Origin of the sequence: Pseudomonas sp. B21-032, from assembly GCF_024748965.1 — a bacterium.
Taxonomy (GTDB): Bacteria; Pseudomonadota; Gammaproteobacteria; order Pseudomonadales; family Pseudomonadaceae; genus Aquipseudomonas.
Genome location: NZ_CP087180.1, coordinates 5611156 through 5635876 on the forward strand (window position 1 = coordinate 5611156; position 24721 = coordinate 5635876).

The window sequence follows — 24721 nt, forward strand, 5'->3', positions numbered from 1 at the left end:
GAATAACGGCTAAAATTGCGCAACATTTGCTCAGTTTCATCGAGCAGCCCGGGTAAGAAGGACTGTTCGGCGCTTTTTGCTTGCGCCTGCCTGCACCCGGCCACAAGCTGTGCACCCTAAGTTCAATGTCAGTTACGGAAGAAAGGCAGTCCGACATGCGAATTCTTATCACCGGCGGGGCCGGCTTTATCGGCTCGGCGCTGGTGCGTCACCTGATCACCAATACCGAGCACGAAGTGCTCAACCTCGACAAACTGACCTATGCAGGCAATCTGGAATCGCTGACCAGTATCGCGACCGACACCCGCTATGAGTTCGTCCAGGCGGATATCGTCGATCAGGCCACCGTTAGCGCTGTGCTTGAGCGCTTCAAGCCACATGCGATCATGCACCTGGCGGCAGAGTCGCATGTCGACCGCTCGATTGACGGCCCTTCGGACTTCATCCAGACCAATATCGTCGGCACCTACAGCCTGCTCGAGGCAACTCGCGCCTACTGGCTGAGCCTGCCGGCCGATGAGCGCACGGCGTTCCGTTTCCATCACATTTCCACCGACGAAGTGTATGGCGACCTGCATGGCGTCGATGACCTGTTCACCGAAACCACGCCTTACGCACCAAGCTCGCCCTACTCCGCCAGCAAGGCTGCGTCCGACCACCTGGTCCGCGCCTGGCAGCGCACCTATGGCCTGCCGGTACTGATCACCAACTGCTCGAACAACTACGGCCCATTCCACTTCCCGGAAAAACTCATTCCGCTGGTGATCCTCAATGCCCTGGCAGGCAAGCCGTTGCCTGTGTATGGCAACGGCCTGCAGGTGCGTGACTGGCTGTTCGTCGAAGACCATGCCCGCGCCCTGCTCAAGGTGGTAACCGAAGGCGAAGTTGGCGAGACCTACAACATTGGCGGCCACAACGAGCAGAAGAACATCGACGTCGTACGCGGCATCTGTGCCCTGCTCGAAGAGCTGGCGCCACAACGTCCGGCTGGCATTGCCAACTACGCCGACCTGATCACCTACGTTCAGGATCGCCCGGGCCATGACCAGCGCTACGCGATCGATGCCAGCAAGATCGAGCGTGAACTGGGCTGGGTTCCCGAAGAAACCTTCGAAACCGGCCTGCGCAAGACCGTACAGTGGTACCTGGACAACCTGCAATGGTGCCAGCGGGTACAAGACGGCAGTTATCAAGGCCAGCGCCTGGGCGCCAGCGAATTCAAGGATCTGATTGCATGACCAAAGGTATCGTCCTGGCGGGCGGCTCCGGCACCCGCCTGCACCCCATCACCCTGGGTGTTTCCAAGCAACTGCTGCCGATCTACGACAAACCGATGATCTACTACCCGATCTCGGTACTGATGCTGGCCGGTATTCGCGAAATCCTGCTGATCTCCACCCCGCAGGATCTTCCGCACTACAAGCAACTGCTGGGTGATGGCAGCCAGTTCGGTATCGAAATGAGCTATGCCGAGCAGCCCTCTCCGGACGGCCTGGCGCAGGCTTTCCTGATCGGCGAAGAATTCATTGGTGATGATTCGGTGTGCCTGATCCTGGGCGACAACATTTTCCACGGTCAGGGCTTCACTCCGCAGCTGCGCAAGGCAGCCCAGCAGGGTGCCGGTGCCACCGTGTTCGGCTACTGGGTCAAGGACCCGGAGCGTTTCGGCGTCGTCGAATTCGACGATGAAGGCCGCGCCCTTTCCATCGAAGAGAAACCGGCACAACCCAAGTCCAGTTACGCAGTGACAGGCCTGTATTTCTACGATAACGACGTGGTCGAGATCGCCAAGGCGGTCAAACCTTCGCCACGCGGCGAGCTGGAAATCACCGACATCAACAACGCCTATCTCAAGCGCGGCGACCTCAATGTCCAGTTGCTCGGGCGCGGTTTCGCCTGGCTGGACACCGGCACCCACGACAGTCTCCTGGAAGCATCGCAATACGTGCAGACCATCGAACACCGTCAGGGCCTGAAGGTCGCCTGCCTTGAAGAAATCGCGTACCAGCAGGGCTGGATCGATGAAGCGCATCTGCTGGAGCGAGGCAAGATGTTCGGCAAGACCGGCTACGGTCAGTACCTGTTCGGTCTCGTAGGGAAACGTTAATGAAAGTAACAGCCAGCGCGCTGCCTGATGTTCTTGTGATCGAGCCGAAGGTCTTCGGTGATGAACGAGGCTTTTTCTTCGAGAGCTTCAATGAGCGCTCGTTCCAGGAAGCAACAGGCATCGATGCCCACTTTGTTCAGGACAATCATTCCGGCTCACAAAAAAATGTGCTGCGCGGTTTGCATTACCAGGTTGAACATACCCAGGACAAGCTTGTGCGGGTAACTGCAGGCGAAGTGCTGGATGTGGCCGTCGATATCCGCCGCCACTCACCGACCTTTGGCCGCTGGGTCAGTGTCAGGCTTTCGGCCCAGAACAATCGCCAGTTGTGGATTCCCAAGGGCTTTGCCCATGGTTTTCTGGTGCTGAGCGACTTCGCCGAGTTTCTCTACAAGACCACTGACTACTATGTGCCGTCTGCCGAGCGCTGCATCCGCTGGGATGACCCGGACCTGGCGATCGACTGGGAACTTGAAAGCGCACCGGTGCTTTCAGCCAAGGACCAGGTCGGCAAGTTCCTGCATGAGGCAGACCTGTTCCCGTGAAGCACAGCCAACCGCGCATCCTTATCGCCGGCCGCAACGGCCAGGTTTCCCAGGCGCTGCAACAGCAACTGGGCGACCTGGCGCAGTTGCAGGTGCTGGGCAGTGACCAGCTCGACCTGGCGTACCCCGAAGCCATCCGTGGCCAGGTGCAGCAGCTCAAGCCCGACCTGATCATCAACGCCGCGGCCCACACTGCGGTGGATCAGGCCGAAAGCGAGCCGGAGCTGGCCTTTGCGATCAACGCCCAGGCTCCCGGCATTTTTGCCGAAGAAGCCGCGAAGCTTGGCATTCCGCTGATCCACTACTCCACCGACTACGTGTTCGATGGCAGCAAGGCCACCCCTTACACGGAGGACGACGAGCCCAACCCGCTCGGCGTCTACGGACGCAGCAAGCTGGCCGGCGAACAGGCGATTGCCGCGGTAGGTGGCCAGCATCTGATCCTGCGTACCAGCTGGGTGTACTCACGCCACGGACGCAACTTCCTGCTGACCATGCAGCGCCTGCTGCAGGAAAAACCCGAGCTGCGCATCGTCGCCGACCAGATCGGCGCGCCGACCTGGGCGGGCACCATCGCCCACAGCACCCGTGCCCTGATCGAACGCTGGCAGGCTGGCCAGGCCGGTGCCTGGGGTGTCTATCACCTGACCGCGCAAGGGGAGACCTCGTGGTTCGGTTTTGCCCAGGCCATTGGCGAGCAACTCAAGGCCCAGGGCTTGCCCTGCGCCGAGCTGTTGCCAATCGCCTCCTGCGACTATCCGACCCCGGCGCGCCGCCCGCTAAACTCGCGCCTCGATTGCAGCCGCCTGCAACGCGAGTGGCACGTCAGCCAGCCGCACTGGCAGCAGGCGCTGATCGACTGCCTGAAGTAGCGCATAATGCGCCAGATCATTCTGGCGCAGTTGCGATGAACATAACCCCACCCGTACCCCGCCGCCCTCGCTGGCGCAGCCTGGCCATCCTTGCCGTGTGCCTGGCACCCTTGCTGTGGCCGTTGCAGCACCTCGCCGAGCGCTACTACCAGGACGAACTGGCCGGACAGAACCGCCAGACCCTCGACCTCTACGTCGCCAACCTGCTCGGCACCCTGCACCGTTACGAAACCCTGCCGCAGATCCTCGGCGACCTGCCGGCCCTGCGCGCAGTGCTGGCCGACCCGCTGCGCCTGGAAACCCTGACCAACGCCAACCGCCTGCTCAAGGACATCGCCACCCAGACCGGCGCCGAAGTCATGTACCTGATGGATGCCAACGGCAACACCCTGGCAGCCTCCAACTGGGACAAGCACGACAGCTTCATTGGTCGCAACTTTGCCTTCCGCCCCTATTTCAGCGAAGCCATTGCCGGGCGCCTGGGGCGTTTCTTCGGCCAGGGCACTACCTCGGCCAAGCGTGGTTACTTCTTTGCCGCCGCGGTACGCGACCGCGATCAGGTGATCGGCGCGCTGGTGGTCAAGGTCGATCTGGACCATACCGAAACCCTCTGGGGCAAGACCCCGGAGCAGCTGCTGCTGACCGACCACAATGGCGTGGTGATCCTGACCTCGCGCCCCGACTGGCGCTTCCGTGCCACCCGGCCATTGAGCGACGCCGAGCGCGAAGCCATCGTTGCCATCCAGCCCTACCCGACCCAGTCACCCAAGCCGCTGACCCTCGACCCCAAGGCCTGGCTGACCCAGACCCAGGCCATCGACGAGACCGGCTGGCAGGTCAGCATCCTCGCCCCGCGCACGCTGATCGACCGCTCGGTACGCACGGTGGTGGCCATCGGCGGCGCCACCTTGCTGGTGCTGATGCTGCTGCTCGGCCTGATCATGCAGCGGCGCCGCCACTACATGGACCGCATCGACTTTGAAGCCCACGGCCGCCAGGAGCTGGAAAAGCGCGTGATCGAGCGCACTGCCGACCTCGAAGGCCTCAACAGCCGCCTCAAGGAAGAAGTGCTGGAGCGCGAACAGGCCCAGCAAGAACTGGTGCGCGCCCAGGACGAGCTGGTGCAGGCCGGCAAGTTGTCGGTACTGGGTACCATGTCGGCAAGCATCAGCCACGAACTCAACCAGCCGCTGGCGGCGATCCGCAGCTACGCCGAGAACGCCGAGATTCTCCTCGATCACCAGCGTACCGACGATGCCCGCAGCAACCTTAAGCTGATCAGCGAACTGACCGGGCGCATGGCCTCGATCATCGCCCATCTGCGCGCCTTCGCCCGCCGCGACCGCCACGCCCCGGAAAGCGTGGCCCTGCAGCCGGCGCTGGACGATGCACTGGCGCTGCTGGCCAAGCGTCGGCGGGCAATGGCCGTGGAACTGGTGCGCGACCTGCCAGAGGCAACCCTGTGGGTCCAGGCCGGCGAAACCCGCTTGCGCCAGGTGCTCGGCAACCTGCTGGCCAACGCCCTCGACGCGCTGACCGAAAAAGCCAACCCGCGCAAACTCTGGCTCAGTGCCGAACAGCGCGATGGCAACGTCTACCTGTACATACGCGACAACGGTCCGGGCTTCAGCAGCCAGGCCCTGGCCCGCGCCCGCGAGCCGTTTTTCACCACCAAGACGCGCACCCAGGGCCTTGGCCTGGGCCTGGCAATCTGCGATACCTTGATGCGGGCGCTGGGCGGCGAGCTGCTGCTCGGCAACCACCCGGAAGGCGGCGCCCTGCTTACCCTGCAACTGCGCATCGCCAAGCCCGGCGCCACCCTACCCACTTCGGAGGACCCATCGGCATGACGACCGAGCCGCTCATCGACAGCCGCACGCAGGTGATCCTGGTCGACGACGACCCGCACCTGCGCCAGGCGCTGAGCCAGACCCTCGACCTCGCCGGGCTGAAGATCCTGCCCCTGAGCGACGCCCAGGGCCTGGCCGGGCGCATCGAGCGCGACTGGCCGGGCGTGGTGGTCAGCGATATCCGCATGCCTGGCATCGACGGCCTCGAGTTGCTGCAGCAACTGCACGCCCAGGACCCGGAGCTGCCGGTGCTGCTGATCACCGGCCACGGCGACGTGCCGCTGGCGGTGCAGGCCATGCGTGCCGGCGCCTACGACTTTCTGGAGAAACCCTTCGCCAGCGATGCCCTGCTCGACAGTGTGCGCCGCGCCCTGGCCCTGCGCCGCCTGGTGCTGGACAACCGCAGCCTGCGCCTGGCCCTGAGCGATCGCCAGGAGTTGAGCACGCGCCTGGTCGGTCACTCGGCGCCGATGCTGCGCCTGCGCGAGCAAATTGGCGCATTGGCCGGCACCCGCGCCGATGTGCTGATCCTTGGCGAAACCGGCGCCGGCAAAGAGGTGGTGGCCCGCGCCCTGCACGACCTGTCGAGCCGCCGCGACGGCCCGTTCGTGGCCATCAACGCCGGCGCCCTGGCCGAATCGGTGGTCGAGAGCGAGCTGTTCGGCCACGAGCCAGGGGCTTTCACCGGCGCGCAGAAGCGTCGCATCGGCAAATTCGAATTCGCCAACGGCGGCACGTTGTTCCTCGATGAAATCGAAAGCATGAGCCTGGATGTCCAGGTCAAGCTGCTGCGCCTGCTGCAGGAGCGTGTAGTCGAGCGCCTGGGCGGCAACCAGTTGATCCCGCTGGATATCCGCATCATTGCCGCAACCAAGGAAGACCTGCGCCAGGCCGCTGACCAGGGGCGCTTTCGCGCCGACCTGTATTACCGCCTGAACGTCGCACCACTGCGCATTCCGCCGCTGCGCGAGCGCGGCGAAGACATCCTGGTGCTGTTCCAACACTTTGCCCACGCCGCCGGCGAGCGCCACGGCCTGCCAGTGCCGGCATTGCAACCGACGCAACGGGCGTTGCTGCTGCGCCATGAATGGCCGGGCAACGTCCGTGAGCTGCAAAACGCTGCCGAGCGCTTCGCCCTGGGCCTGGAACTGGCCCTGGACGGTGACCTGCCGCCTGCGGCCGACGGTCCCGTGGCCAGCATCGGCAGCGGCAACCTCAGCGAACAGGTCGAGCAGTTCGAACGCTCGCTGATCGCCGCGGAACTGGCGCGCTCGCACAGTTCGCTACGCAGCCTGGCCGAGGCCCTCGGCATCCCGCGCAAGACCCTGCACGACAAGCTGCGTAAACACGGCCTGAGCTTTGGCGACAACCATCACAGCGATGACCTGGAGGACAACCGTCCATGAGCACGGACAGCCACTACCTGGAATCGGTATTGCACAGCGACATCCCGCTGACCCGGCAAATGGGCCTGCAGGTACTCGACTGGCAGCAACATTGCCTGCGCCTGCAGCTACCGCTGGAGGCCAACGTCAACCACAAGAGCACCATGTTCGGCGGCAGCCTGTACTGCGCGGCGGTGCTGGTCGGTTGGGGCTGGCTGCACCTGAGGTTGCGCGAAGCGGGGGTCGATGACGGGCATATCGTCATCCAGGAAGGCCAGATCAGTTATCCGCTGCCAGTCACCGGCGCGGCCATCGCCACCTGCGCGGCGCCGGAGCAAAAGGTCTGGGAGCGATTCATTACCACCTATCAGCGCCGGGGCCGGGCGCGCCTGAACCTGCACACCCAGGTCAGCAATGCCGGCAGCAGCGAGGCTGCCGTGCAGTTCAGCGGCCAGTACGTGCTACACCGCTAGGGCTTGCTGCAGCAGCTTGTCGCGCCACGGCGCGGCCGCCGGCAAGGCCAGGAAGAACGGGTTGAGCAAGGACTCGCGCGCAGGGTAGACGAAGGCCTGGCCATCGAGGCCAAGCACTTCGCCGCCGGCGCCTTCGAGCACGCCCTGGGCTGCTGCGGTGTCCCACTGCGAGGTCGGTGCCAGGCGCGGGTAGCAATCGGCAACGCCCTCAGCCAATAAGCAGAACTTCAGCGAACTGCCGATATTGGCCAGCTCCAGCTCCCCTACCGACTGGCTCAGGCCGGCCAGCAAGGCTTCCTGTTGCGGGCTGGAGTGCCGGCGGCTGGCAACCACGGTAAATCGCTCACCCGCAGTCGGCGCGTTGCGCACGCTGATGGCCTTAGGCACGCCGCCCGCTTCCGCCAGCCAGGCCCCGAAGCCCTTGCCGCCGTAATAGCAACGCCCGTTGGTGGGAATCGCCACCACGCCAAACACCACCTGGCCTTGCTCGATGAGAGCGATGTTGACGGTGAATTCTTCAGTGCCGGCAATGAATTCCTTGGTGCCATCCAGCGGATCGACCAGCCACCAGCGCTGCCAGCCTTGCCGTTCGCCCAGGGGAATATCGCAGTCCTCTTCCGACAACACCGGGATCTGCGGCGCCAGGGCGCGCAAACCCTCGGCAATGACGTCATGGGCAGCCAGGTCGGCGGCGGTGACCGGCGATTCGTCGGCCTTGGCCGTCACCGCCACATCGGCGCGCCAGAACGGCAAAATGGCCTTGCCCGCCTGGCGAGCCAGCTCCACCACGTGCTGCATCAGTTCAATATCGTTCATAGCGGGAACACCCCACGCTGGCTCAGCAAGTCGCGCACCAGATACAGCGCCGCCAGGGCCCGGCCTTCGGAAAACTGCGGATGCTGGGCCAGGGCCGAGAGCTCGCGCAGGTTGATCTTGTCGACACGCATCGGCTCGGGCTCATCGCCTTCCAGGCGTTCCTCGTAGAGGTCGGTGGCCAGCACCACCTGGATCTTCTGGCTCATGTAACCCGGTGACAGCGAAAGCTCGGTCAGGTGCTCCAGTTGCCGGGCACCGAAACCTGCTTCTTCCTTGAGCTCTCGGTCGGCCGCCGCCAGCACGTCTTCGCCCGGCTCGATCAAGCCCTTGGGCAACGACAGCTCGTACTCGTCGGTGCCGCCGCAGTACTCCTCCACCAGCACCGCGTGCTCGGCGTCGAGCATCGCCACGATCATCACCGCGCCATAACCGTTGCCGCGCCCGACCAGGCGCTCATAGGTGCGCTCGGCGCCGTTGGCAAAGCGCAATTGCACGGCTTCGACGCGAAACAGGCGACTGCTGGCGACAATCTCGCGAGAGAGGACGGTGGGTTTCTGGCGCATGGGGCGGCTCCTTGGCGTGAACGGGTTACTATACCGTGGCTTGCCCGGCCGCTGCCTAATGACTGTTCGAGAATTTCATATGCCCGTTTTAGCCTGGTCCACCATCGATACCGTCCTGCTGGACATGGACGGCACCCTGCTCGACCTGCACTTCGACAACCATTTCTGGCTCGAGCAGCTGCCCCAGCGCTACGCCGAACTGCACGGCATCAGCCGGGCCATGGCCGAGCTCGAGCTGCAGCCGCTGTTCGAGCAGCACGCCGGCTCGCTGAACTGGTACTGCCTGGACTTCTGGAGCCGCGAGCTGAACCTCCCGGTGCGCGAGCTGAAGCGTGAGACCGCCCACCTGATCGCCCTGCGCCCGGATGCCGACACCTTTTTGCAGGCGATCAAACAGGCCGGCAAGCGGGTGATCCTGATCACCAACGCCCATCGCGATTCGCTGTCGCTGAAACTGGAGCGGGTGGAGCTGGCGCCTTACTTCGAGCGCCTGATCAGCTCCCATGACTACGGCTACCCCAAGGAGAACCCGCAGTTCTGGAGCGCCCTGCAGGCCGATATCGGCTTCAGCCCGCAACGCAGCCTGTTTATCGACGACACCTTGTCGATCCTGCGCAGCGCCCGCGACTTCGGCGTGGCGCACCTGCTTGCGGTGCGCCAGCCCGATAGCCGCAAAGGGCCGCGGGATACCGAAGAGTTCGCCGCGGTGGACGACTACCGGGCGTTGCTCGAAGGGTTGTGATTACTCGGGGATGCGCAGGGTTTGGCCCGGGTAGATCTTGTCCGGGTGCTTGAGCATCGGTTTGTTGGCTTCGAAAATCTTGTTGTACTGGTTGGCATTGCCGTACACGGCCAGGGAAATGGCGCTGAGGGTGTCGCCCTTCTTCACGACGACGAAGCGAGCAGCCGCAACAACCGGGCCGGTGACAGTAATTTGATCATCTACCGACGCCACACCGGCAATGTTGCCCAGCGCCAGGAGAATTTTCTCTTTTTCTTCCTGACTGGACACTTCGCCGGTCACCGTGACCTTGTCGCCATCGACGGTAGCCTTGACGTTGGGGTTACCGAGTCCAACCGCCTCCACGTGCTTCTGCAACTGCTCGCCGGCATTGGCATTACCCGGCGTCAGCAGGTCGACGATTTTCTCGCCGGCTTCTTTGATGAAACTGAAAATGCTCATACCGCTCTCCTTGGTGATGAATCTCGGAGCCTGGAGTTTAGGACAGGTTAGAATGCTTCGCCTGCTTTGCGCCGTGGAGCGACGATGGACATCAAACAACTCAAATTCCTCATCGCCCTGGATGAAACCCGCCACTTCGGCCAGGCCGCCGCCCGCTGCCACGTGACCCAGCCAACCCTGTCGATGCGCTTGCGCAACCTGGAGCAAGAGCTGGACCTGGCCCTGGTCAACCGTGGCCAGCGCTTCGAGGGTTTCACCGCTCAGGGCGAGCGGGTGCTGGCCTGGGCGCGCTCGGTGATCGCCGCCTACGATGGCCTGAACGCCGAAGCGGCCGCCTGCCGTGGCCACCTGGTCGGTACCCTGCGCCTGGGCGTGGTGCCGTTGTCGAGCTTCGACCCCTTGCCATTGTTACGGCGCATGCACCAGCAGCACCCGGAACTGCGCTTCGAACTCAGCGCCCTGAGCTCCGAGCAGATCCTCGAACAGCTGACCAGCAACCAGCTGGACCTGGGCGTGTCATACCTCGACCGGCTCGACCACGAACGCTTCCAGGCGCTGCCGCTGGGCGAGACGCGCATGGGGCTTTTATATGATCCAGATCATTTCCGCTTCGACGAGCAGCCCCTAAGCTGGCAACAGCTGACCGAACTGCCGCTGGGCTTGCTCACCGCCGGCATGCATTTTCGCCAGTCGATCGACCATAACTTCCACAGCCGCGGCCTGACCCCGCAGCTGTTGCTGCAGACCGATGCCGTCCATCAGTTGGCCCAGGCCGTCAGCGGCGGCCTGTGCTGCGCGATCATGCCGTTGGCGGCAGGGCTGGAAGTGCTCACCGAACGGCTGCGCCTGCAACCGATCGAACAGGCCTGCACCCTGGCACCATTGGGCCTGATCATGCGTCGCACGGCGCCGCGCTCGGCCCTGGCCGAGGTGTGCCTGGGCGAATATCAAGCGCTGCGCGGCGAGGCTTGATCGACGCCGTCTATCAAAGCATCAGCATTAGCGATTAGACGATACCCGAGCGCAAGCCTAGGCTTAAAGCTGAACAGCCGCCGGTACCTCTGCTGATGAGCACTAAACCCCCGGCCTGTGCGGCGTCCACCCCGCTTGTGACTGCGCCCGCGGCCAGCAACACCTACGACTACTGCCACCTTGACGACGACAGCCAGGCCCATACCGCACTGGCCGAGGAAGTCGCGCTGGCGATCGCCTATAACGGCATCAGCCAGGCCGTGATGCTGGTCAGCCCCACGGACCTTGAAGACTTTATCGTCGGTTTCAGCATCGGCAGCGGCATCATCGCTTCGGCCAACGAGATCTACGACGTCAAGTTCACCGGCAACGGTTCTGCCGTGCATGCCGAAGTCGAGATTGCCAACCGCGCCTTCTGGAACCTCAAGACCCAGCGCCGGCAACTGGCCGGCACCAGTGGCTGTGGCCTGTGCGGTGTTGAGGCGGTGGAGCAGGCGCTGCCCGACCTTGCCGTGCTGCCCGGTGCTCCGCTGCCACCCGCGCAATGGCTGGCCGGCCTGCGCCAGCGCATGGATGCCTTCCAGCCCCTGGGCCAGCACTGCGGCGCGGTGCATGCGGCACTGTTCATGAACAACCAGGGCGAGATCCTCCTGGGCCGCGAAGACATCGGCCGGCACAACGCCCTCGACAAGTTGATCGGTGCCCTGGTGCGCCAGCACATCAGCCTCGACGGCGGCCTGGCGATCGTCACCAGCCGCTGCAGCCTGGAGTTGATCCAGAAGGTGCTGCGAGCCGGCATCCAGACCCTGGTCAGCCTGTCCTCGCCTACCGGCCTGGCCCTGCAGTGGGCACGGCGGCACAACCTCAACCTTATTCACCTGCCCAAACACAGCGCACCACGGGTGTTCAGCCCCGTGCGGGAGAACCGAACGTGAGCCTGCATCACCAAGCCGACCACAAGCCTGTGCCCCGCTATAAACCCTACCACGGCGCCGCTGGCGGCTGGGGCGCGCTGCGCAGCGTGGCCCAGGCCTGGATCGGCAGCGACAATGCCCTGAAGAACATCCGCGCGCTGCTCAAGACCAACCAGAACGGCGGCTTCGACTGCCCTGGCTGCGCCTGGGGCGACTCGCCGGAAAGCGGCATGGTCAAGTTCTGCGAAAACGGCGCCAAGGCGGTGAACTGGGAAGCGACCAAGCGCCGCGTCGATGCCGCGTTCTTCGCCCGCCACAGCGTCACTTCGCTGCTGGCCCAGAGCGACTACTGGCTCGAATACCAGGGCCGGCTGACCGAACCGATGGTCTACGACGCCAGCACCGACCGCTACCAACCAATCGACTGGGATGGCGCCTTCGCCCTGATCGCCGAACACCTGCTACAGCTCGAAAGCCCGGACCAGGCCGAGTTCTATACCTCTGGCCGGGCCAGCAACGAGGCGGCCTACCTGTACCAGCTGTTTGTGCGCGCCTACGGCACCAACAACTTCCCCGACTGCTCGAACATGTGCCACGAGGCCAGCGGCGTGGCACTTGGGCAGAGTGTCGGGGTCGGTAAAGGCACGGTGACTTTCGACGATTTCGAACATGCCGACGCGATCTTCGTCTGGGGCCAGAACCCCGGCACCAACCACCCGCGCATGCTCGAACCGCTGCGCGAGGCGGTCAAGCGCGGCGCCCAGGTGGTCTGCGTCAACCCGCTGAAAGAACGCGGCCTGGAACGTTTCCAGCACCCGCAGCACCCGCTGGAAATGCTCACCAACGGCGACCGCCCGACCAACACCGCCTACTTCCGCCCAGCCCTGGGCGGCGACATGGCGGTGCTGCGCGGCATGGCCAAGTTCCTATTGCAGTGGGAGCGTGAAGCCCAGGCCAACAATGCCCCGGCGATCTTCGATCACGACTTTCTCAACCAGCATACCCAGGACGTACTGGGCTACCTGGCCGCGGTCGACGCCACCTCCTGGGAGCAGATCACCGCGCAATCGGGCCTGACCCTGGCCGAGATCGAGCAAGCCGCGCGCATGTACTGCAGGGCCAAGAAGGTCATCATGTGCTGGGCCATGGGCATCACCCAGCATCGCCATTCGGTGGCGACCATCCAGGAAATCGCCAACCTGATGCTGCTGCGCGGTAACCTCGGCGTTCCCGGTGCCGGCCTGTGCCCGGTGCGTGGCCACAGCAACGTGCAAGGCGACCGCACCATGGGCATCAACGAACGGCCGCCGGTGGCCCTGCTCGACGCCCTGGAGCGCCGCTTCGGCTTCAAGGTACCGCGCCACAATGGCCACAACACCGTCGAGGCGATCCGCGCCATGGCCGACGGCCAGGCCAAGGTGTTTATTGCCCTGGGCGGCAACTTCGCCCAAGCCACCCCGGACACCGAACGCACCGCCCAGGCCCTGCGCAACTGCGCGCTGACCGTGCAGATCAGCACCAAGCTCAACCGCAGCCACCTGCTGCATGGCAAGCAGGCGCTGATTCTGCCGTGCCTGGGCCGGACCGATATCGACCTGCAGGGCCAAGGCCCGCAGGCAGTAACGGTGGAAGACTCGTTCAGCATGGTCCACGCCTCCAATGGCCAGTTGCAGCCACTGTCGCGGCAAATGCGCTCAGAGCCTGCAGTGATCGCCGGGATTGCCAACGCCACCCTCGGTGCCAAGCCTGTGGACTGGAACTGGCTGATCGCCGATTACGGGCGCATCCGCGACCTGATCGACCAGACCATCCCCGGCTTTGACAACTTCAACCAGCGCCTGCAACACCCGGGCGGCTTCTACCTGGGTAACAGCGCCGGCCAGCGGCAATGGAAGACCGCCAGCGGCCGGGCCAACTTCAAGGCCAACGCCCTGCCGGACGACCTGCTGCACGAGCGTGTGCGCGCCAGCGGCCAGGTGCCGGACCTGATCATGCAGTCGATGCGCTCGCACGATCAGTACAACACCACCATCTATGGCCTGGATGACCGCTACCGTGGGGTCAAGGGCCAGCGCAACGTGCTGTTCGCCAATGAAGCCGACATCGTCCGCCTGGGCTTCCACCCCGGGGACAAGGCCGATATCGTCTCGTTGTGGAGCGATGGTCGCGAGCGGCGGGTCAAGGGCTTCACCCTGCTGGCCTTCGATATTCCGGCCGGCCAGGCGGCGGCCTACTATCCGGAGGTCAACCCGCTGGTGCCGCTGGAGAGCGTGGGCGATGGCAGCCACACGCCGACCTCCAAGTTCGTCGCGATCCAGTTGCAACCTGCCAGCGACAACGCCCGGATCCTCTGACAGAATCGGCGGCAAACAGGCACAAAAAAGGCCCTGACATCACTGTCAGGGCCGCGTTCCAAGTAAGCTCAGACACGCGAAAAACGATAAAGTTTCACAGTGAAAACAGTAACTTAGAAAATTGTGTACAACTCGTGTTACTCGTCGGATTTCGTTTGCCAGCCCCCCTCCCCAGCCTCAGGATCGCCTCGTCATCCCTATGAGGCTTTCTTGATGAAGTACTCCTCGATTCTGTTGTTGTCTCTTGGCCTGCTCAGCGGCGTTGCCTCGGCAGGTGGCACCACCGAAGCCGGTATTGGCGGCGCATTGGGTGGGGTACTGGGCTCGGTGGTCGGTCAGTCGATCGGCGGCAGCACCGGCGGTGCAATCGGTGCGGGCCTGGGCGGCGCAGCCGGCAGTGCGGTCGGTGCCGACAAGCGCCAGCGCGGTGAAGCCGCAATCGGTGGTGCCCTGGGCGCAGCCGGCGGCAACGTGGTCGGCCGCAGCATGGGCGGCACCACCGGTAGCTATATCGGTGCGGCCGCAGGCGGTGGTGCCGGCGGCGCGCTGGGTAACTACATGGGCAACAAGGCCGATGAAGACGAGCGCGATGACCGTCGCTACCGTCGCGGCTACGACGACCGTCGTTACTACGACCGTGGCCACCACTACGGCCACCGCAAGCACAAAAAGCACTGGCGTCACCGCTGAAGCCTGTCGGGCTTAAGCCAAACTCCTAGTCCCTGCCCCCATGGGCAGGGATCGCTGCATCACCCCGCGCGTTACCGATCAAGCCCTGCAGGCCGATCTTCCGGCCAGTCCCGGCAGGCCCTGAATTCCCTTCTGCTTGCCAGCCACCTGTGACCTAGGGGCAACCCCGATTCTGGCGGTTATAGCCAGTAGCTATCATCGGCCGTTCCCAATCAGCCAATGGACGCAGGGAATGCGCAGCTATCACGCAAAGACGGCCCGATTGCCCTGTGCACGAGGGGTGTGAGATGCCTGCCGGCAGCCGCCCTCCGTTACTGAGCGAAGCCCAGTTCCTGCGCTTTCGCACCCTGGTCAGCCAGCGCACCGGCGTGTTCCTCGCCGCCGACCGCCGCGCCGCCGTGGCAGCGCGCCTGGGAAAGCGCCTGCGGCACCTGCAACTGGCCTCCTTCGAACAGTACCTGCATCTGGTCGAACAGCCTGACCAGCAGCAGGAACAACAGCGGGTGCTCGACCTGCTGGTTGCCCGCGACAGCTACTTCTTCCGCGAACATCGCCATTTCGAATTCCTCGCCCAGTGGCTGCGCGACATGCCCCGCCCGTTAAGGCTCTGGAGCGCTGCCTGCGCCTCTGGCGAAGAAGCCTACAGCCTGGCCATGGTCGCCAGCGAACACGCCGTGAACGACGACTGGAGCGTGCTGGCCAGCGACGTCAGCCGCAACCTGCTCGAGCAGGCAGGCGAAGGCATCTATGACGTCGCCCAGGCCCGTTACTTTCCCGAAGGCTGGCTGCAACGCTACTGCTTGTGCGGCGTCGGCGAAATGGCCGGGCGCATGCGCATGGTGGCGTCCCTGCGCGAGCGCCTGCGGTTTCGCCCGATCAACCTGATCCAGTCGCTGCCCACCGACCTGGGCCTGTTCGATGTGATTTTTCTGCGCAATTTGCTGACCTATTTCAGTCAGGATGAGAAGCAGCGCGTGGTTCATCGCCTGCTGGCCTGCCTGCGCCCGGGTGGCCTGCTGCTGATCGGGCATAGCGAGAGCATCCACGGCCTCGACCTGCCCTTGCGGCCGATCCTGCCCTCGGTGTTCGAACGCCTATGATGGCCGGCGCTGTCGGGACCTGCGGCAGGCCCCCGATACTGATCGCGCCACCGCGCGGCAGCGCTCATCCGGACCGAGCAAACCTGCCGCCCCTCTTCTTTTGCGAAACAGGCTCGAACCCATGCTTTGCCGAATACTACTTGCCGATGACTCGCCGCTCTTTCGAGCGGGCCTGCGAGCGCTGCTCGAACAAAAAAAACAATACGCCGTAGTCGGTGACGCAGGCGACGGCATGACCGCTGTCGCCCTGGCCGAGAAGCTCAAGCCCGACATCATCCTGCTGGACATGACCGCCGACACCCTCGACAGCGAGCAGATCCTGCGTGAGCTGTTTTTGCGCGTGCCCTCAAGCCATGTATTGATGCTCTCGTCGCGCTCGGAGCTGGACTTCGTCATGCGTTGCCTGCAGCTGGGTGCTCACGGGTTTCTGCTCAAGAGCGCCACCGTACTGGAGCTGGAGCAAGCCCTGCAGGCGCTGAAAAACGGCGGCCAGTACCTGTCGTCAGCGGTGCTGCCGATGGTCATTGGCCAGGCGGTGAAGCACAGCCGCAAGCGTCCCAGCGGCAGCACCACGATGCAGTTGACTGCGCGCCAGCTGGAAATCCTGCGCTTGATTGCCCGCGGCGAGTCGACCCGCTCGATTGCCGACGGCCTCGGCCTGAGCGTGAAGACTATCGAGGCGCACCGCTCGCAGATCATGCATCGCCTGCAGATTCACGATGTACCCGGCCTGGTGCTGTTTGCCGTACGCGAAGGCATCATCCGCCTCAACGATTGAGCGGTCTCAGCCTTGCAAGCGCTCCAGTGCCGCCTGCAGCGTGGCCGGCAACTGCGCCGGCCGCCCTGACTCGCGCTCGACGAACACCTGCACCAGCTTGCCGGCCGCGCAAGGCTGCCCGTCCTCGACCCGGAACAACGCCAGCTGGTATTCCACCGAACTGCCCGCCAGGCGTGCCACCCGCAGGCCGACTTCAAGGGTGTCAGGGAAGGCCGGCAAGGCGAAAAAATCCGCCGCCGAACTGACCACGAAACCGGCGACCTCGCCGTCCTGCAGGTCCAGCCCGGCCTGTTGCAGCAGGTAGGCCTGGATCGCTGTGTCGAAGTAGGCATAGACCGTGGCACCGGCGATATGGCCATTGAGGTCGCTGTCCTGCCAGCGGCTGAGGATCGGGTGCAGATGGCGGAAGGCTTGGCGTTGTGGGAGTTCGGACATGAGGGACCTGAGACACTTGTGGAAGAGTGCGAAGCTTCCCACAAACACTTCAGAAGCCCTATAGTTGCAATCAACTATAGATTGCATAGCATGGATCGACCTTATGAAGCAGAGACATTCACCCATGCCAACTCATAACATGGACCATGCCAAACTCAGCAAGATGGTCGAGATTGGCTGCATCAACACCACGCATGTAGTCGCGCAAGCGGGGGGCTGGGCTGTTCAAGTCTCCGCCAGGGACCAGGAGCACATACTCACTGCACAACGCAGTGGCAATGTCCGGTTGTTCAAAAAACTCGAGACGCTGGTGAGCTATCTCCAGGCGCTAGGCATTGACTACTTCAAGGTCGACACTTCCAGCTACGACCCCGAGACACTCCAGACCTATCAAAGACCTGATCGTGCCCAGGCCCTTAAAACAGCACATGAAGCGGCGGCCTACGAAACCTGGTTCAGCGCACAAGTCGAAGCCAGCCTGCAGGACACTACTCCGTCAATCGAGGATGATGAAGCTCGCCGCTTGTTCGCCGAGCGCCGCGCAGCGCTGAAAGCTCGTTCGCATTGATGAGACTGGTGTGGCGAGCCATGGCACTGAGCGACCGCGAACTGATCATGGACCACATTGCAGCCGACAACCCGGAAGCGGCAATCGCGCTGGACGAGGCTTTTGAAAGCAAAGCCCGGAAAGCGCAATACTCACCGACGATGTACAAAGCGGGAAGATTTCCCGGTACGCATGAAATCGTGGTTCGTCCCAACTACTTAATGATCTATCGCGTGATGGAAGACTGCGTCGAGATCATCCGGGTGCTGCATGCCAGGCAACAATGGCCATGATTGAACAGCCGGAAAACAAAAAGCCGCCCCTGAGGGCGGCTTTTTGTTTACGCAGGCTTCAGCTTACAGCTGTGGGCCAGCAGCCTTGATGGCGTCGGACACTTCGAACTTCTTGAAGTTTTCGATGAACAAGCCAGCCAGGGCTTTTGCAGCTTCATCGTAAGCAGCCTGGTCAGCCCAGGTGTTGCGTGGGTTGAGCAGGTTGGTTTCAACGCCCGGTACGGCCAGTGGCACGTCGAGGTTGATGGTGTCCAGGTGCTCGGTTTCGCTGCCGATCAGGGCGCCGCTCTGGATCGCTGCGATCACCGCGCGGGTGGTCGGGATGTTGAAGCGCTTGCCCACACCGTAGCCACCGCCGGTCCAGCCGGTGTTGACCAGGTAGACCTTGGAGCCGAAACCGCGGATACGCTTGATCAGCAGCTCTGCGTATTCGCCAGCCGGACGCGGGAAGAACGGCGCGCCGAAGCAGGTGGAGAAGGTCGACTTGATGCCGCTGCCCGAACCCATTTCGGTCGAGCCCACCAGAGCGGTGTAGCCGGACAGGAAGTGGTAGGCCGCTTGTTCTTCGTTGAGGATCGACACTGGCGGCAGCACGCCGGTCAGGTCGCAGGTCAGGAAGATGACCGCGTTAGGCTCGCCACCGAGGTTTTTCTCGGAACGCTTGGCAACGTGTTCCAGCGGGTAGGCGGCGCGGCTGTTCTGGGTCAGGCTGACATCGGTGTAGTCGGCGTGCTTGGCATCGTCGATGACGACGTTTTCCAGTACTGCGCCGTGCTTGATGGCTTTCCAGATGACCGGCTCGTTCTTCTCGGACAAGTCGATGCACTTGGCGTAGCAGCCACCTTCGATGTTGAAGACAACGCCTTCGCCCCAACCGTGCTCGTCGTCGCCGATCAGGTAGCGGCTTTCGTCAGCCGACAGGGTGGTCTTGCCGGTGCCCGACAGACCGAAGAACAGGGTCACGTCGCCCTCTTCGCCGATGTTGGCGGCGCAGTGCATTGGCAGCACGTCGGCAGCCGGCAGCAGGAAGTTCTGTACCGAGAACATGGCCTTTTTCATTTCACCGGCGTAACGCATGCCGGCGATCAGGACTTTCTTCTGGGCGAAGTTGAGGATCACGCAACCATCGGAGTTGGTGCCGTCACGCTCAGGCACGCACTCGAAGTTGGCAACGTTGAGCACTTGCCACTGGTCACGGCCAGCAGGGTTGTACTGTTCAGGATTGATGAACAGGCAACGACCGAACAGGTTCTGCCAGGCAGTCTGGGTGGTCATCTTCACTGGCAGGTAGTGATCGGCAGCCGCGCCTACGTGAACGTAGGAAACGAAGTGATCCTGGGCGTTGTTGAACGCCTCGACGCGGTCCCACAGGGCATCGAACTTGTCGGCCGGGAACTTGCGGTTGATCGGGCCCCAGGCGATGGCGTCCTGAGTGGACGGCTCTTCGACGATGAAACGATCCACCGGCGAACGACCGGTACGGTGACCGGTTTTCACGACCAGCGCGCCAGTATCGGCCAGCTCGCCTTCACCGCGGTTCAGCGCTTCTTTTACCAGCTCATCGACGCTCAGGTCGGTGTAGACGGTGTTGTTGGCTTGCGTCATGAGATTCCCCATCCGGCCTGCGGCCGAGTGCTCCAAACGTTTTGTAGTAGAGCTTTGAAAACTACTACAGCGAAAAAAGTGGCCGGATTATGCCAGAAACGCCCAAAAAAAGTAGGGCCCTCCTGTCAGAACGGCGTGTTTCCGGCGTTAGACAGGAGATTTACCTGTGGTGAAACGTTTTAGTGACGAGTATCTGACGGTGTGTCTACACCGCCACCGGCGAACAATTGCTCGATATCGGCGGCATCAAATTGGTAGCGCTGATTGCAGAACTGGCAATCGACTTCGATCTGGCCGCCATGCTCGTTGATCAGCTCCAGCGCGTCATGCTTGCCCAGGCTCACCAGGGCATTGCCGGAGCGCTCACGGGAGCAGCTGCAGCGAAAATGCAGCGGCTGGATATCGAACAGGCGCACGGCATCCTCGTGATACAGCCGATGCAGCACAGTCTCGTTGTCCAGGCCCAGCAGTTCCTCGGCCTTCAGGGTATTGGCCAGCGCCTTGACGTGGTTCCAGCTTTCCTCGCGTTCTTCGATGTCCTTCTGGCGGTCGGCCGGCAGTTGCTGCACCAGCAGACCACGGGCACGAATGCCGTCGGCGGCCAGGGTGATGCAGGTATTGACCTGCTGGGACATGACGAAATAGTTGGTGAAGCATTCCGACAGATCCTTGCCGTCCAGTTCCACCGTGCCCTGGTAGCGCTGGCCGTTGACCGGAATGATGGTCAGCACCAGGTGGCCGCCAGGCATCAGGTCGGCGAGGGTTGCATCATCCTTGATCTGCTCGGCCGCATAACGGGCCAGGCCGCGAATTTCGTGCTCGCTGGTGCACTCGATAGCCAGCAGGGGCACCGGCCCGCTCGACTGCGCCTGGAGGATCAGCAGGCCATCGAACTTCAGCGTACCGACCAGCAGCGCGGCTGCCGCCATCAGCTCGCCGAGCAACTGTGCCACAGGCTGCGGATAAGGGTGCTTGGCCAGCACTTCGGCGTAGCTGCGCTCCAGCCCGACCATTTCACCGCGAACGTCGCGGTCGTCGAAAAGGAAGCGTTGTGTGTAGTCGGTATCTGGCAAATCGGACATGGGCTTTGGCTTTCTGAATGATGACAAAATAATTTCAAGGGCCTATAAAGCCCAGTCTAGAGCACCAGAATGGTGCACTCGTGGTTCGCAGCAAAGAGGTAGTTTATGGACAATTCTTCACTGTTCCAAGCAAGGTGGGCTTGGGGTCCCTTGATTCTCTGCACGGTTTTGCCCGTTGCTCTACTGTGTTTCTGGTTGTGGCCTGTTGGCCAGATCATCTGCCTGACTTTCGACGAATGGCTGTTTCACCTGCTCAACCGGCCACTGGCCGACAATAGCGTCTGGCGTTACATCTGGACCGTCGGCAGCCTGCGCCCGTTCGATATTGTCGTCGGCCTGATCCTCCTCAGCCTGCTGATCCGTGGCGACTGGGTATTCAAGGCCAGCCAGGTGCGCCAGGCCTTCTTCGGCTTCTTCGCTACCCTGGTCCTGCTGCTGGTGATCCGCGCGCTGTTCTCGAAATGGATGAACGCCATGGGCTGGCAGCACAACAGCCCGTCGATGGTGTTCAGCGATGCCATTCACCTCAGCGATTTCTACCCGCAACTTGAAGCACGCTGGGAACTCAAGGACCGCTCCAGCCAGAGCTTCCCTGGCGATCACGCCTCGGTGCTGCTGATCTGGGCGATGTTCATGAGCCTGTTCAGCCGCAAGCTGCTACAGCAATTGCTGGTCTGGGCCCTGGCGCTGCTGTTCATGTTGCCGCGCCTGGTGGCCGGCGCGCACTGGGGCCAGGACGACTACATCGGTGGCGTACTGATGGCGGTACTGGCCTTGGGCTGGAGCTGCTATACCCCGTTTGCCGCCAAGGCCAGCGCTGCCCTGATGCGCCTGAGCGCACCGCTGTTCGAGCTCATGGCGCGGCTGCCACTGCTCGGGCGCCTGAATGTGGTCAACCCGCGCGCTTAACCGGCGCTGTCATGCAACTGATGCAGCTGGCGCCGCTGTTTCTTGGTGGGCCGGCCATCAGTGCTGACCCCCAGGGCACCGGCCTTGCGCATCGCCGCAGCCTGTTCCCGGCGGGCGATGCTCTGCGCGGTTTCCTCGTATAGCGCCTGAGCGTCAGGCGCGCCGCGACGCACTACCGACAGCGCCTTGACCACCACCGTACGCTCGTCAAAGCCGGTACGCAGGACGAACTCATCGCCCAACCGCGGCTCCTTGCCCGGCTTGCAGCGCTCGCCCCGGCAATGCACCTTGCCGCTTTCGATGGCCGCCTTGGCCAGCGCCCGGGTCTTGTAGAAGCGCGCCGCCCATAGCCATTTATCCAGACGGACCTTGTCATCCTCTTCCGGCTTTTGTGCCATGACATTTCCCCACTTATTTTCGTAAAGGGAACTGTACTACCGTATCTGGCGGATGCAAAAAACACGCGGCGTGCTTACAGTTCACCGACCTGTCGTTCATGCCCGCCCTGGTGCCTGACGACTTACTACGCTGGTTGAGCATTTTGAAGACATTTGACCATTTGACCGTGATCGGCCTGCGCGAGTGGGTGGCCCTGCCGGACCTCGGCCTGGCCGGCCTGCGGGCCAAGATCGACACCGGCGCCAGCACCTCGAGCCTGCACGCCACCGAAGTCGAACCCTTCGAGCGCGATGGCGAACAGTGGGTGCGTTTCAACGCCCATCTGGGTTCGGTGGTACAACTGCGTCACCGGCGCTGCGAGGCGCCGCTGGTGACGATGAAAACCATCAAGAGCTCCAACGGCCAGGCCCAGACCCGCTACGTGATCCGCACGCCCCTGGCGCTGGGTGACCGGGTGTGGGAGGTGGAATTCACCCTGGCCTGCCGCAAGGCCATGCGCTATCGCCTGTTGCTCGGTTCCAAAGCCCTGATCCATGGCCAGTTGGTGGTCAACCCGGGGCTCAAGTACGTTCAGGACAAGCCGGCATTCCCGGCCACTATCACTCCCTCCACAGGTGTTGCATGAAGATCGCCGTGCTGTCGCGAAACCCGCGTCTGTATTCCACTCGTCGCCTGGTCGAAGCCGGTACCGAACGAGGCCATGAGGTGGTTGTGATCGACACCCTGCGCGCCTATATGAACATTGCCAGCCATAAGCCGCAGATCCACTACCGCGGCAAGCCGCTGGAAAACTTCGACGCGGTGATCCCACGAATCGGCGCTTCGGTGACCTTCTACGGCTGCGCGGTGCTGCGCCAGTTCGAAATGATGGGAGTGTTCCCGCTCAACGAATCGGTGGCCATCGCCCGCTCGCGGGACAAGCTGCGCTCGCTGCAGCTGTTGTCGCGCCGGGGTATCGGCCTGCCGGTCACCGGTTTTGCCCACTCGCCGGACGACATCCCCGACCTGATCCAGATGGTCAATGGCGCGCCGCTGGTGATCAAGGTGCTCGAAGGCACCCAGGGCATCGGCGTGGTGTTGTGCGAAACCACCAAGGCGGCCGAGTCGGTGATCGAAGCCTTCATGGGCCTGAAGCAGAACATCATGGTCCAGGAATACATCAAGGAAGCCGGAGGCGCCGATATCCGCTGTTTCGTGGTCGGCGACAAGGTCATCGCCTCGATGAAGCGCCAGGCCAAGCCCGGTGAGTTTCGCTCCAACCTGCACCGCGGCGGCAGCGCCAGCCTGATCAAGATCACCCCGGAAGAGCGCATGACTGCCATCCGCGCCGCCAAGGTCATGGGCCTGAGCGTGGCCGGTGTGGATATCCTACGCTCCAATCACGGCCCGCTGGTGATGGAGGTCAACTCCTCGCCTGGCCTGGAAGGCATCGAAGTCACCACCGGCAAGAACGTCGCCGGGATGATCATCGAACACCTGGAGAAGAATGGCGGGCCGAACCTGACCCGCACCAAGGGCAAAGGCTAAACAGCGTCGCGCGGCAGCATCAGCCCCAGCGGCAGCCGCACCCGCGCCTCCAGGCCGCCGCCTGAACGGTTGCGCAACTGCACGTTGCCACCGTGCTGGGCGGCGATCCGCTTGACGATCGCCAGGCCCAGCCCGGTGCCCTTGCCGCTGCGGGCACGGTCGCCGCGGATGAACGGGTTGAAGATGCCCTCCAGCTCGCCCGGGTCGATCCCGGCGCCGCGGTCGAGCACGCTCAGTACCACGTAGGGCGCGCCATTCTCGCCAGACACATAGGCCGCCACTTCAACGCCCTTGCCGGCGTGGTACAGGGCATTGCCGATCAGGTTGTTGAGCAAGCGCTTGAGCGACACCCGGCGCAGCGGGAACGGCGGGATCGGCTCCAGGCACAGGCGCACCTGTTCCTCGGGCTGGTTGAACGGCGCCACCACCTCACGCACCAGTTCACTGAAATCGACCTCTTCGACCGGCTCATCGCGACCATCGCGGATGAACGCCAAAAACTGGTCGAGAATCGCGTCCATGTCTTCGATATCGCGGACCATGTCGTCGGTCAGGTCGCTTTCGTTGGCCAGCAACGACAACGACAGGCGCAGGCGCGTCAGCGGTGTGCGCAGGTCATGGGAGACCCCGGCGAGCATCAGTTCACGTTCGCGCCCGGCCTGCTCGACATCCTCGGCCATCTGGTTGAAGGCACGGTACACCTCGGTCATTTCACTCGGCGTATCGCTGATCGGCAAGCGCACACTGCGCCCCTGGCCCAATTGCCGGGCGGCGAACACCAGACGCTTGAGCGGCTGGTTGAGCTGGCGCACGAAAATCCACGCCGAGGCGGTCGACAACAGGCCGATGGCCAGGAACCAGCCAAGCACGCTCCAGATCTTCTGCCCACGCAGCGGATGCGGATACAGCGGCACCTTCAGCCAGCCATCGCCCAGGCTCGGCGCCCGTACCCACAAGGCCGGCGGCGCATGTACACGCAGGCGCACCTCGGTGTCGGCGCCAAGTTCGGCCTGCATCTGGCGCTGGTAGATTTCGCTGTACGGCCAGTGCTGCTCACCCTCGGGCACCCCGGAGCCAACCACCCGGATCAGCCCCGCCGCCTCGGCGATCTTGTCGCGATCGGACTCATCGGCAGCCCAGTAGGCGCGCAGGGTCAGGGCCACGCCATGGCTGTATTGGCGGTCGACCAGCACGTCCTCGTTCATCAGCAGGTACACCAGGGTCAGGGCCTTGGAGAACAGCACGACGATCAGCACCAGCCAGAGGGTGCGGGCGAAGAAGCTTTGCGGGAACCACAGGGGCGTTTTCATCGACAACGGCTA

General features: G+C 63.3%; 27 protein-coding genes. 19 read left to right on the forward strand and 8 right to left on the reverse strand.

Annotation, left to right across the window (positions count from 1 at the left end):
- Positions 1 to 155 precede the first annotated feature (155 nt).
- From rfbB to LOY54_RS25985, 7 genes are read left to right on the forward strand one after another with little or no spacing between them, the layout of a single operon-like run.
- Positions 156 to 1238, forward strand: a complete 1083-nt coding sequence (gene rfbB / locus LOY54_RS25955) for a dTDP-glucose 4,6-dehydratase (protein WP_045201182.1) — start codon at positions 156 to 158, stop codon at positions 1236 to 1238.
- Positions 1235 to 2107, forward strand: coding sequence for a glucose-1-phosphate thymidylyltransferase RfbA (rfbA, locus tag LOY54_RS25960; protein ID WP_093378435.1), 873 nt, complete (start codon positions 1235 to 1237; stop codon positions 2105 to 2107). Before rfbB ends, rfbA begins: the two co-directional genes overlap by 4 nt.
- Positions 2107 to 2652, forward strand: a complete 546-nt coding sequence (gene rfbC, locus LOY54_RS25965; protein ID WP_045201180.1) for a dTDP-4-dehydrorhamnose 3,5-epimerase — start codon at positions 2107 to 2109, stop codon at positions 2650 to 2652. The genes rfbA and rfbC overlap by 1 nt, the downstream gene beginning before the upstream one ends.
- On the forward strand, positions 2649 to 3524 hold the full coding sequence (rfbD, locus tag LOY54_RS25970; protein WP_258608507.1) for a dTDP-4-dehydrorhamnose reductase: 876 nt from the start codon (positions 2649 to 2651) through the stop codon (positions 3522 to 3524). The genes rfbC and rfbD overlap by 4 nt, the downstream gene beginning before the upstream one ends.
- 35 nt (positions 3525 to 3559) lie before the next feature.
- On the forward strand, positions 3560 to 5374 hold the full coding sequence (locus LOY54_RS25975) for an ATP-binding protein (RefSeq protein ID WP_045201178.1): 1815 nt from the start codon (positions 3560 to 3562) through the stop codon (positions 5372 to 5374).
- On the forward strand, positions 5371 to 6780 hold the full coding sequence (locus tag LOY54_RS25980; protein WP_258608509.1) for a sigma-54 dependent transcriptional regulator: 1410 nt from the start codon (positions 5371 to 5373) through the stop codon (positions 6778 to 6780). Before LOY54_RS25975 ends, LOY54_RS25980 begins: the two co-directional genes overlap by 4 nt.
- Entirely contained in the window at positions 6777 to 7232 is a 456-nt protein-coding gene (locus LOY54_RS25985) for a YiiD C-terminal domain-containing protein (protein ID WP_258608511.1), read from the forward strand. The genes LOY54_RS25980 and LOY54_RS25985 overlap by 4 nt, the downstream gene beginning before the upstream one ends.
- On the opposite strand, the gene cysQ is transcribed toward LOY54_RS25985, so the two are convergent.
- Positions 7221 to 8048, reverse strand: coding sequence for a 3'(2'),5'-bisphosphate nucleotidase CysQ (cysQ, locus tag LOY54_RS25990; protein ID WP_093378418.1), 828 nt, complete (start codon positions 8046 to 8048; stop codon positions 7221 to 7223). The genes LOY54_RS25985 and cysQ overlap by 12 nt on opposite strands.
- Complete coding sequence (gene nudE / locus LOY54_RS25995) at positions 8045 to 8611, reverse strand: ADP compounds hydrolase NudE (protein ID WP_038998207.1); 567 nt, start codon at positions 8609 to 8611, stop codon at positions 8045 to 8047. The genes cysQ and nudE overlap by 4 nt, the downstream gene beginning before the upstream one ends.
- Positions 8612 to 8690: 79 nt before the next feature.
- Here nudE and yrfG point away from each other — a divergent pair, with 79 nt between their 5' ends.
- Positions 8691 to 9353, forward strand: a complete 663-nt coding sequence (yrfG, locus tag LOY54_RS26000; protein WP_258608513.1) for a GMP/IMP nucleotidase — start codon at positions 8691 to 8693, stop codon at positions 9351 to 9353.
- Here the strand turns inward: yrfG and lysM are convergent, their stop codons facing one another.
- Entirely contained in the window at positions 9354 to 9794 is a 441-nt protein-coding gene (lysM, locus tag LOY54_RS26005) for a peptidoglycan-binding protein LysM (RefSeq protein ID WP_258608515.1), read from the reverse strand.
- A gap of 84 nt (positions 9795 to 9878) precedes the next feature.
- On the opposite strand from lysM, the gene LOY54_RS26010 reads away from it, so the two are divergent.
- The 6 genes from LOY54_RS26010 to LOY54_RS26035 all read left to right on the forward strand — a co-directional run bounded on the left by LOY54_RS26010 (position 9879) and on the right by LOY54_RS26035 (position 16602).
- The gene (locus LOY54_RS26010) at positions 9879 to 10766 is read left to right on the forward strand and encodes a LysR family transcriptional regulator (RefSeq protein ID WP_045201172.1); all 888 of its coding nucleotides are present in this window, start codon (positions 9879 to 9881) and stop codon (positions 10764 to 10766) included.
- 95 nt (positions 10767 to 10861) lie between these two features.
- Entirely contained in the window at positions 10862 to 11701 is an 840-nt protein-coding gene (gene fdhD, locus LOY54_RS26015) for a formate dehydrogenase accessory sulfurtransferase FdhD (RefSeq protein ID WP_045201171.1), read from the forward strand.
- A complete protein-coding gene (locus LOY54_RS26020) occupies positions 11698 to 14034 on the forward strand; it encodes an FdhF/YdeP family oxidoreductase (protein WP_258608518.1) in 2337 nt (778 codons plus the stop codon). Before fdhD ends, LOY54_RS26020 begins: the two co-directional genes overlap by 4 nt.
- 210 nt (positions 14035 to 14244) lie before the next feature.
- Entirely contained in the window at positions 14245 to 14724 is a 480-nt protein-coding gene (locus LOY54_RS26025) for a glycine zipper domain-containing protein (protein ID WP_176794206.1), read from the forward strand.
- A 287-nt stretch (positions 14725 to 15011) separates the two neighbouring features.
- Positions 15012 to 15824 carry a protein-glutamate O-methyltransferase CheR gene (locus LOY54_RS26030; RefSeq protein WP_093378402.1) on the forward strand — a complete coding sequence of 271 codons (813 nt, stop codon included), beginning with the start codon at positions 15012 to 15014 and terminating at the stop codon, positions 15822 to 15824.
- 121 nt (positions 15825 to 15945) lie between these two features.
- Positions 15946 to 16602: a response regulator transcription factor gene (locus tag LOY54_RS26035; protein ID WP_026001197.1), complete on the forward strand. Its 657-nt coding sequence runs from the start codon at positions 15946 to 15948 to the stop codon at positions 16600 to 16602.
- Between the two features lie 6 nt (positions 16603 to 16608).
- Here LOY54_RS26035 and LOY54_RS26040 read toward each other — a convergent pair whose 3' ends face one another.
- Positions 16609 to 17037: a thioesterase family protein gene (locus LOY54_RS26040; RefSeq protein WP_258608520.1), complete on the reverse strand. Its 429-nt coding sequence runs from the start codon at positions 17035 to 17037 to the stop codon at positions 16609 to 16611.
- Positions 17038 to 17140: 103 nt separating this feature from the next.
- Here LOY54_RS26040 and LOY54_RS26045 point away from each other — a divergent pair, with 103 nt between their 5' ends.
- Both LOY54_RS26045 and LOY54_RS26050 read left to right on the forward strand, forming a co-directional pair.
- Positions 17141 to 17605, forward strand: coding sequence for a hypothetical protein (locus LOY54_RS26045; protein ID WP_258608522.1), 465 nt, complete (start codon positions 17141 to 17143; stop codon positions 17603 to 17605).
- Positions 17605 to 17877, forward strand: a complete 273-nt coding sequence (locus tag LOY54_RS26050; RefSeq protein WP_258608524.1) for a type II toxin-antitoxin system RelE/ParE family toxin — start codon at positions 17605 to 17607, stop codon at positions 17875 to 17877. The genes LOY54_RS26045 and LOY54_RS26050 overlap by 1 nt, the downstream gene beginning before the upstream one ends.
- Positions 17878 to 17940: 63 nt before the next feature.
- Here LOY54_RS26050 and LOY54_RS26055 read toward each other — a convergent pair whose 3' ends face one another.
- Both LOY54_RS26055 and hslO read right to left on the reverse strand, forming a co-directional pair.
- Complete coding sequence (locus LOY54_RS26055) at positions 17941 to 19482, reverse strand: phosphoenolpyruvate carboxykinase (protein WP_093378388.1); 1542 nt, start codon at positions 19480 to 19482, stop codon at positions 17941 to 17943.
- A gap of 179 nt (positions 19483 to 19661) precedes the next feature.
- Entirely contained in the window at positions 19662 to 20564 is a 903-nt protein-coding gene (gene hslO, locus LOY54_RS26060) for an Hsp33 family molecular chaperone HslO (RefSeq protein ID WP_045201165.1), read from the reverse strand.
- 105 nt (positions 20565 to 20669) lie between these two features.
- Here hslO and LOY54_RS26065 point away from each other — a divergent pair, with 105 nt between their 5' ends.
- Entirely contained in the window at positions 20670 to 21473 is an 804-nt protein-coding gene (locus LOY54_RS26065) for a phosphatase PAP2 family protein (protein WP_093378385.1), read from the forward strand.
- Here the strand turns inward: LOY54_RS26065 and LOY54_RS26070 are convergent.
- A complete protein-coding gene (locus tag LOY54_RS26070) occupies positions 21470 to 21871 on the reverse strand; it encodes an RNA-binding S4 domain-containing protein (RefSeq protein ID WP_258608526.1) in 402 nt (133 codons plus the stop codon). The two genes, LOY54_RS26065 and LOY54_RS26070, sit on opposite strands and share 4 nt — an antisense overlap.
- Before the next feature lie 209 nt (positions 21872 to 22080).
- Here LOY54_RS26070 and LOY54_RS26075 point away from each other — a divergent pair, with 209 nt between their 5' ends.
- Entirely contained in the window at positions 22081 to 22497 is a 417-nt protein-coding gene (locus tag LOY54_RS26075) for an ATP-dependent zinc protease (RefSeq protein ID WP_371128664.1), read from the forward strand.
- On the forward strand, positions 22494 to 23399 hold the full coding sequence (gene rimK / locus LOY54_RS26080; protein ID WP_010221234.1) for a 30S ribosomal protein S6--L-glutamate ligase: 906 nt from the start codon (positions 22494 to 22496) through the stop codon (positions 23397 to 23399). The genes LOY54_RS26075 and rimK overlap by 4 nt, the downstream gene beginning before the upstream one ends.
- On the opposite strand, the gene LOY54_RS26085 is transcribed toward rimK, so the two are convergent.
- A complete protein-coding gene (locus tag LOY54_RS26085; RefSeq protein ID WP_038998193.1) occupies positions 23396 to 24709 on the reverse strand; it encodes an ATP-binding protein in 1314 nt (437 codons plus the stop codon). The two genes, rimK and LOY54_RS26085, sit on opposite strands and share 4 nt — an antisense overlap.
- Positions 24710 to 24721 lie beyond the last annotated feature (12 nt).

Coding starts and splice junctions, on each gene's coding strand:
- cysQ (WP_093378418.1), bottom strand. CDS start 8,048: ATGAACGATATTGAACTGATGCAGCACGTGGTGGAGCTGGCTCGCCAG.
- LOY54_RS26085 (WP_038998193.1), bottom strand. CDS start 24,709: ATGAAAACGCCCCTGTGGTTCCCGCAAAGCTTCTTCGCCCGCACCCTC.
- rfbA (WP_093378435.1), top strand. CDS start 1,235: ATGACCAAAGGTATCGTCCTGGCGGGCGGCTCCGGCACCCGCCTGCAC.
- hslO (WP_045201165.1), bottom strand. CDS start 20,564: ATGTCCGATTTGCCAGATACCGACTACACACAACGCTTCCTTTTCGAC.
- LOY54_RS26050 (WP_258608524.1), top strand. CDS start 17,605: ATGAGACTGGTGTGGCGAGCCATGGCACTGAGCGACCGCGAACTGATC.
- rimK (WP_010221234.1), top strand. CDS start 22,494: ATGAAGATCGCCGTGCTGTCGCGAAACCCGCGTCTGTATTCCACTCGT.
- LOY54_RS25975 (WP_045201178.1), top strand. CDS start 3,560: ATGAACATAACCCCACCCGTACCCCGCCGCCCTCGCTGGCGCAGCCTG.
- LOY54_RS26040 (WP_258608520.1), bottom strand. CDS start 17,037: ATGTCCGAACTCCCACAACGCCAAGCCTTCCGCCATCTGCACCCGATC.
- LOY54_RS25985 (WP_258608511.1), top strand. CDS start 6,777: ATGAGCACGGACAGCCACTACCTGGAATCGGTATTGCACAGCGACATC.
- LOY54_RS26055 (WP_093378388.1), bottom strand. CDS start 19,482: ATGACGCAAGCCAACAACACCGTCTACACCGACCTGAGCGTCGATGAG.
- lysM (WP_258608515.1), bottom strand. CDS start 9,794: ATGAGCATTTTCAGTTTCATCAAAGAAGCCGGCGAGAAAATCGTCGAC.
- LOY54_RS26035 (WP_026001197.1), top strand. CDS start 15,946: ATGCTTTGCCGAATACTACTTGCCGATGACTCGCCGCTCTTTCGAGCG.
- nudE (WP_038998207.1), bottom strand. CDS start 8,611: ATGCGCCAGAAACCCACCGTCCTCTCTCGCGAGATTGTCGCCAGCAGT.
- yrfG (WP_258608513.1), top strand. CDS start 8,691: ATGCCCGTTTTAGCCTGGTCCACCATCGATACCGTCCTGCTGGACATG.
- LOY54_RS25980 (WP_258608509.1), top strand. CDS start 5,371: ATGACGACCGAGCCGCTCATCGACAGCCGCACGCAGGTGATCCTGGTC.
- rfbC (WP_045201180.1), top strand. CDS start 2,107: ATGAAAGTAACAGCCAGCGCGCTGCCTGATGTTCTTGTGATCGAGCCG.
- LOY54_RS26010 (WP_045201172.1), top strand. CDS start 9,879: ATGGACATCAAACAACTCAAATTCCTCATCGCCCTGGATGAAACCCGC.
- fdhD (WP_045201171.1), top strand. CDS start 10,862: ATGAGCACTAAACCCCCGGCCTGTGCGGCGTCCACCCCGCTTGTGACT.
- LOY54_RS26070 (WP_258608526.1), bottom strand. CDS start 21,871: ATGGCACAAAAGCCGGAAGAGGATGACAAGGTCCGTCTGGATAAATGG.
- rfbB (WP_045201182.1), top strand. CDS start 156: ATGCGAATTCTTATCACCGGCGGGGCCGGCTTTATCGGCTCGGCGCTG.
- LOY54_RS26030 (WP_093378402.1), top strand. CDS start 15,012: ATGCCTGCCGGCAGCCGCCCTCCGTTACTGAGCGAAGCCCAGTTCCTG.
- LOY54_RS26065 (WP_093378385.1), top strand. CDS start 20,670: ATGGACAATTCTTCACTGTTCCAAGCAAGGTGGGCTTGGGGTCCCTTG.
- LOY54_RS26045 (WP_258608522.1), top strand. CDS start 17,141: ATGAAGCAGAGACATTCACCCATGCCAACTCATAACATGGACCATGCC.